We start from the raw sequence: 7156 nt of genomic DNA, 5'->3' as shown, positions 1-7156 counted from the left end.
ATACTTTTCTTTTTGAAATTCATCTCCCCACTGCAACAGTGTCATGCTGTTCAGCGCCGTGTGAACGGAGACGAGCGTTCGGAACGCGGTGTCTCCGCGCTCTAGTTCGGAACAGACGATAGCCAAGGTGATGTAGTCCATGCCTTGGCCACCGTACTTTTCCGGGATGCAAACACCCATGAGTCCGAGATCGGCTAATTTATCGATGATGCTGGCTTCAAAGTGTTGCTCTTCATCCCACTTTTCGATGTTCGGCATGATTTCGCGATCCACGAATTTACGTACCATCTTCTTGACAGACAGTTGGTCTTCCGAATAAGAGAAGTCAAACATGCGATTCACTCCTTTGGGAGAATTACGTTATCCGTATCGCCCATTTCACGAAGAATAACTTTGGTATGCTCCCCAAGTAGGGGAGGGCGCTGTCGATAAGTGACGGGGGTTCGGGAGAAGTGAAGGGGGCTCCCGACCAGTTGTACCTTTCCAGCTGTAGGGTGCTCCATCTCCACCAACATCTCCCGGTATTTGACTTGGGAGCTAGTAAATACCTCATCCAAGGTTTGAATCGGTGCACACGGTATGTTGGCTTTTTCCAACAGCGGGATCCAATATGAGCGGGGGCGTTTTTTCAGGATCGATTCCAGTTCCACCGTCAAGGTCTGTCGGTTGATAACCCGCTCGGGATTACTAGCGTAACGAGTATCTTCCGCTAAGTGAGTGCAGCCGAGGCACTCCGTTTAAGGGTAGATCCTGGGTTTGAAAGAGTTGATACGGTGCGATGTTAGGATGGACGTTGCCCAAAAGTTCTGGAATTTTCCCGGAGATGAGATAGTTACTGGCCACGTTAACCAGGGAGGCTACACCGACATCGAACAGGGCGACGTCCACCACTTGGCCTTTCCCTGAACGGTTTCGCTCCTGCAAAGCTCCCAGGATTCCCACAGCCGTGAAGAGTCCGGTCAAGACATCCACGATGGCAACACCGACCTTCATCGGGCCGCTTTCTTGACTTCCCGTAATGCTCATCAATCCACACAGGGCTTGCATCATATAATCGTATCCGGCCTTATGGGAGTTGGGACCACTCTGACCGAACCCGGAGATTTGCGCCACGATCAGCCGGGGGTTTTCGTCCAGAAGAGTGTCGGGGGAGAGGCCCCATTTGGCCAATGTTCCCACCTTGAAATTCTCAACCAGAATGTCCGAATGTCGGATTAGGTCCAATAAGAACCCTTTTACCCTCTTCTGTCTTCAGATTCAGGGCCATGGATCGCTTATTTCGGTTAACGGACAGGTAATAAGCGCTTTCGCCACCGGCATAGGGAGGACCCCATTCTCTGGTTTCATCTCCCCGACCAGGTTCTTCGATTTTAATGACCTCGGCTCCCATGTCTCCCAGAATCATAGTGCAAAAAGGACCTGCCAACACACGGGATAAATCCAACACTCGGACGCCCGTCAATGGCCCACCCTGACCCATGAATCACCCAACCCACCCGGCAGTCTAAAGGCACGGCTGGCCCGGGAAGGCAACCGATCCATGGTTGCTTTCTGACATCCAATGACATTCAGCTCCCCTTTCTGGAAAAACTCTACCATCAGGGGAGATCCAATCAGCTCGATATTCAAATGATCGGAAAAGAGCAACTAAAGGAGATCGAGCCCCATGTGAATGGGTTAGCCGCGATCTACGTACCCACAGCAGGAATCGTCGATTATAACCAAGTTTGCCGGGTCTTCCAAAAAAAGATCCATGGAGACCTCCTGTTGAATACGAAGGTGGAGCGGGTGCAGGAAGAAAAGGACTCGGTTCACATTGAAACCTCATCCCGCTCTTTTCATGCCAAGTTTCTGATCAATTGTGGTGGGTTATACAGTGACCGAGTGGCCAGACGGTCTGGAGTTGATGTTGATCTGAAAATCGTTCCCTTCCGGGGGGAGTATTACAAGCTAAAGCCAGAGAAGGAAAGATTGGTCAACAACCTCATCTATCCTGTTCCCAACCCCAATTTCCCGTTCCTAGGCGTCCATTTTACCCGGATGATCGGAGGGGGAGTCAAAGTAGGCCCCAACGCCGTCCTTGGTTTGAAGAGAGAGGGATATAACAAGACGGATTTTTCAATTATTGATACAGCGGAGGTATTGACTTATCCAGGTTTCTGGAAGTTGGCCGTTCGGTACTGGAAAGACGGGATAGCAGAAATGGTGCGTTCGTTCTCAAAGAAAGCCTTTGTGAGAAGCCTTCAGCAACTCTTGCCGGAAATCGGGGAGGAAGACCTGGAACCGGCACCTGCTGGAGTAAGAGCTCAGGCCTTAAAGCCGGATGGTACCATGGTCGATGATTTTCACCTTATCCAGGGGAAGAACAGCATTCATGTCTGTAACGCTCCTTCGCCTGCTGCAACAGCTTCCATTGAAATCGGGAAGGAGATTGTTTCGCGAATTTCCGAAGTTGTTAAGACTAAAAGCCTTTCCCGTATCTCTTAACCGTCAATAAATTTGAACGGGCGATGGATGTCAACGTGAAAGTCGCTTTTTTGATGGCCAAGGCAGCGGGAAGAAGGATGATTCAGAAGGGAACGGGAGGGCGGATTATCAATATTGCCTCCGTCGCCGAACTGGTGGGAGGCCATGAGAGGAAATTCACCGAGCTCTACGTACGATCCTAGACAGGAATCGGGGCAGAATGAACTAACAACCGGCCACATTCACAAATGGCCGGTTGTTGTCGTTTATTTGGGTCTCACCGGTATTTCTACAAAACGGCAGTAGCTTCATCCGTTTGAACGATTTGTGTTCAATCAAAAAAAGACCTGTTTATCCAATAGAAACAGGTCTTGAAAAGTGGAGAGATATGTATGATTGAATAAACTATTCAAAACGTCATAATAAAATTTGTTTTAACAGTACTGATATCATTAGGATCTCCATTCTGCTTTGAATCTATCTACTTTTGATCAAAATTACAATAATATTTTCTTAACAATATTATCATAATATTAACTCGCGTCAGGAGGAATTATACATGAATCAATCCGGACAACTGGAACGATCACTCAATCTGTGGCAAATAGTCGTCCTCGGTGTGGGTTATATGACACCCATGGTCGTATTCGACACACGTTTGGAATTGTATCTCGGGAATCGGGAGGACTGACACCAACCGCTTATATCGTGGGACTCATCGCCATGTTGTTTACGGCGGCCAGTTATGGACAGATGGTAAAAGCGTTTCCAAATGCAGGTTCTGCCTATAAGTACACGCAAAAAACAATCAGCCCGCATCTTGGTTTTCTGGTAGGCTGGTCGGCACTCCTGTTCCTGCCGATGGTAAACGCACTGTTAGCAAAAATTTATTTTAACGCTTTGTTTCCCGCAGTTCCTGATTGGATTTGGGTGCTCTTATTTGTGGCCGTAGTAACTGTTCTAAATTTCTTAAATGTCAACTTTCTAGCCAATTTCAATACATTTTTGGTCGTTTATCAAACACTGGTGGTAGTACTTTTCATCGCTCTCGTTATTCAAGATCTTCTATCGGGAAAAGGCATAGGCAGTGTTTTCGCTTTACAGCCGCTGGTGAATCCTGATCTGGATTTCTCTCACCTGTTAGCAGGTGCAACGATTGTGTGCTTTTCTTACTTAGGGTTTGATGCGGTAACCACTTTGTCAGAGGAGACGCCCGAACCGACCAAGACGATCCCGCGCGGGATTTTCCTGGTGGCTTTGGTTGGCGGACTCATATTCATCACAACTTCTTACTTCGCACAAGCCATGTTCCCTGACGTGTCCAAGTTTAATCATCCTGATACTCCTTCGCCCGAAATGGCTCTTATTGTGGGCAGTAAGATTTTCCAAATCTTTTTCCTGGCAGGCTCATTTATGGGCACTCTCGCATCCGGACTCGCTTCGCATGCCAGTGTGACTCGCCTGTTATATGCGATGGGACGGGATCGTGTGTTGCCAAAAAAAGTGTTTGGTTATGTCCATCCCCGTTGGGGCACCCCTGTGTATAACGTAATCATCGTCGGCCTTGTCTGTCTGAACACCTTGTTCCTTGAGCTTGACACTGCCGCATCAATCATCAACTATGGAGCATTGATGGCCTTTACCTTTGTGAATCTGTCCGTGATTGCTCATTATGTGATAAAAGAGAAGCAACACAGTACGCTAAAAGGTTTCTTCAGTTATCTCATCTATCCACTGGCCGGGGCCGCATTCGTCGCTTACTTGTGGTACAGCATTCAAACGAGTGCTTTGGTTATGGGCCTGATTTGGTCTGCGGTCGGTATCACTATTCTCATGTACATTACGAAAATGTTTCGGGTACAACAATATCAAGAGTGTAATGCAGACCAAAAGACCATTGCCGGTTAAGCAACAGAAGACAAGGGGCAATGCAGACTTGCATTGCCCCTTCTTCTTCTTAGATGATGGGTGGATTGGAAAAAAGCATTTTAAAACATCGCTATTTAAACGATTTTTGATTTCTCCGCCCTCTTTTGCATAATTTTTTGATATTTCCTGCTAACTGATGATTGACTGATGCCCAGCATCTTGGCAGCCATTGTTGTCGTTTTGTATTTTTCCATAGCGAGTAATATGAGCTGTTCTTCCACTACCTCCAATGCTTCTGGCAGGGGCATGATGTTGGTGATGATCGGTTTGCTTTTAGTATTCAATTTTTCCCACTGCAACAGGCGGTAAATTTGATCAGCAACAATGATATCGTCATCGACCGTGACAACCGCCCGCTCAATCACATTTTGAAGCTCTCTCACATTCCCGGGCCACGGGTAAACTTCCAACAGATTTAATGCATCTGGAGCCAGTTGAATGTTTGTATTGTGGGTTTCGTTTAATTTTTGCAAAAAGTAATAAGCAAGTGGGGGAATATCTTCCGGCCTTTCTCTAAGCGGCGGGATATGAATCGGAATCACATTTAACCGATAATAGAGATCTTCACGAAAGAGCCCTTTTTCCACAAGCTGTTCCAAGTTTTTATTCGTTGCGGCTACGATTTGTACATCGATTGGAATCGGCTGAATACCCCCGACGGGAATCACTTCGCGTTCCTGTAAGACCCTGAGCAGTTTTACCTGCAGGGACAGAGGCATCTCCGCAATTTCATCTAAAAAAAGGACCCCTTTGTCGGCTTGTCTGAAATAGCCTATTTTTCCCTTTGGATCCGCACCGGTAAAAGCTCCTTTTTCATAGCCGAAAAGTTCACTCTCTAACAAGTTTTCAGGGATCGCGCCACAATTGATCTTCAGAAAGGGCTTGCTGGATCTGGGCCCGAGCTGGTGGATTGCTTTGGCAAAGACCTCTTTTCCCACCCCGGATTCTCCTGTCAGCAAAACAGTGGACGAAAATCGTGCCACTTTTTCGATGTCTTTCATGATACGTTCAATTTTCGGGCTGCAATAGATAATATTGCGATTCAACATTTCTCTTTTCTTCAGATCCACTAGTTCTTTTTTGTACTGTTCGGATAGCCTCCTAACTTGCTTTAATTCGCTTTTCAGTTTCGTTGTCTCCGTAATATCCCTCGATGCAATCACAATTCGGTCAAGGTTTCCTTGCTCATCAAATACCGGAGTTCCAACCGCCAGAACTTTTCTGCCCTGCGCGGTTTCTTGGATTACAGATACCTTCTTCTTGCGCTCTAAAACCAATCGGGTTACCGAAGGCTTAAACAGTCCCTTCTCTTCAAATTCCACCAGGTTTTTGCCGATCAGTTCATTCATATCCCCAGCCCAAAAATCAGACATTTTGTTATCGCTAAACCGTAGCAAACGGCCTTCGTTGTCCACAACGAGAATTTCATCATAGACGGTAGAAAGAATGGCATTTAAGTCTTTATTTAAACCTTTGACATAATCCAGTTCCATCGCCAGCTCTTCAAGCATAGGAAGATCCTGGACAATGATGATCATCCCTTTGACTTCATTTTCTTTATTCAAGATGGGGCTGTAATCGGCTAAAATCCCCATTCGCGGCGTAATATGGAGCTGATTGAGAACAGTTTCACCAGTGGACAAAACCCGGTCAATATGCTCAGCCCCGAAAATTTCACTTGCCTTTACATTTTGTATCTGCTCAGCATCCATTTTGACCATCCTGAGTCCTTCAGCATTGTAATTAATAATATAGCCTTTACGGTCGACAACAAAGATTCCTAGAGGGATCGATGACAAAATGGTTCGAAACAAATCAATGGTTTCATCTTGTCTTAATAACTCAATGATAATATCATCTCTTTGCAAGTAACCGCATAGGACTTGGTTCTCATCTCTGACCAGAATAATATCTTCACCCAATAACTTATAAACATCAGGTACTTGTTGGCCACACGTAATGCTATAAACCCGATTAAGCGGAGTCATTTCCTCCAACAAAGAGGAAAAGTCCTCATATCCCTTTATATTTCGCGTCTTTACAAAACCCACGATTTCGTCATCTTCCCGGACAAATAAATACCTGTCTTTGTGCCGTTGTAAATGTTTTTGTACCTCTGAGATCGAAGCACAAATGGATACGGTTTGAATAGGCCGTATATTTTCAGCAGTGAACACCAGCATAAATTCGATCCCCCTCTCTGATGATGGATCATAGAGAAAAAGGTAGGTCACCCTTTACATCTGCAGATAAGAGTTCCCTACCTTACCTAAAATCAGTTTACTCATGATGACTTCCCATAGCCATAAGCCAGAAGCTATATCCTTTTGGCCAGTGACCACTCGTGAAGTTGACACATAGTTCGTGCCCGGCGAACCATCCTCGATCCTGTCCGAATATTCATTCAGGACTACTTATTGGAAAGTATACAAAAAGTAGTGTCGGACTATCAAGAGGCTCGATGTATATAATCAACCGGTCTCACTTGCTTTTGAGTCATTGCCGCTCTCAAAATCTAAAAGATCTTCTTCCGTGTAAGCAAGTATCATCCCGGGAACCACCTCATCCCCCACACTCACCTCGAAGGAGTGGATCGTCCCCGGGCTGTCCGCAACCACCTCTTTCAGCAAACCCTCTTTGGTCCTGATCAGAAACAGAGGCTGATCTTTGCGAAACGATAATGAGGAAGGATGAAAGATCTTCACAACGGTGCCATGACAAGAACTTACAATAGATGATTGAATTTTCACGTTAACCAGCC

General features: G+C 46.0%; 4 protein-coding genes and 3 pseudogenes. 3 read left to right on the top strand and 4 right to left on the bottom strand.

Annotation, left to right across the window (positions count from 1 at the left end; all coding sequences use genetic code 11):
- Positions 1–333 (bottom strand): acyl-CoA dehydrogenase family protein (locus NWF35_RS11495; protein ID WP_301239242.1); only part of this gene is annotated, 333 nt, incomplete at its 3' end.
- A gap of 5 nt (positions 334–338) precedes the next feature.
- Positions 339–1480 (bottom strand): annotated as a pseudogene (locus tag NWF35_RS11490) (CaiB/BaiF CoA transferase family protein).
- Between the two features lie 2 nt (positions 1481–1482).
- Here NWF35_RS11490 and lhgO point away from each other — a divergent pair.
- From lhgO to NWF35_RS11475, 3 genes and pseudogenes are all read left to right on the top strand, one after another.
- A complete protein-coding gene (gene lhgO, locus NWF35_RS11485) occupies positions 1483–2487 on the top strand; it encodes an L-2-hydroxyglutarate oxidase (RefSeq protein ID WP_435873883.1) in 1005 nt (334 codons plus the stop codon).
- 11 nt (positions 2488–2498) lie between these two features.
- Positions 2499–2669: pseudogene (locus tag NWF35_RS11480) on the top strand (SDR family NAD(P)-dependent oxidoreductase); the annotation flags it as partial.
- 356 nt (positions 2670–3025) lie between these two features.
- Positions 3026–4374: pseudogene (locus NWF35_RS11475) on the top strand (APC family permease).
- A gap of 95 nt (positions 4375–4469) precedes the next feature.
- On the opposite strand, the gene NWF35_RS11470 reads toward NWF35_RS11475, so the two are convergent.
- Positions 4470–6578: a sigma 54-interacting transcriptional regulator gene (locus NWF35_RS11470; protein WP_301239240.1), complete on the bottom strand. Its 2109-nt coding sequence runs from the start codon at positions 6576–6578 to the stop codon at positions 4470–4472.
- A 288-nt stretch (positions 6579–6866) separates the two neighbouring features.
- Positions 6867–7145 carry a biotin/lipoyl attachment domain-containing protein gene (locus NWF35_RS11465; protein WP_301239238.1) on the bottom strand — a complete coding sequence of 93 codons (279 nt, stop codon included), beginning with the start codon at positions 7143–7145 and terminating at the stop codon, positions 6867–6869.
- Positions 7146–7156: the final 11 nt, after the last annotated feature.

The sequence above is a fragment of the Polycladomyces subterraneus genome (genome assembly GCF_030433435.1).
In the GTDB taxonomy this organism is placed as follows: Bacteria; Bacillota; Bacilli; order Thermoactinomycetales; family JIR-001; genus Polycladomyces; species Polycladomyces subterraneus.
The sequence above is the reverse complement of the archived record's forward strand: the minus strand, read 5'-3'. Positions and strand labels throughout refer to the sequence as shown.

What these genes read in the sequence shown, in the direction of transcription:
- NWF35_RS11470 (WP_301239240.1), bottom strand. Translation starts at nt 6,578, where the DNA reads ATGCTGGTGTTCACTGCTGAAAATATACGGCCTATTCAAACCGTATCC.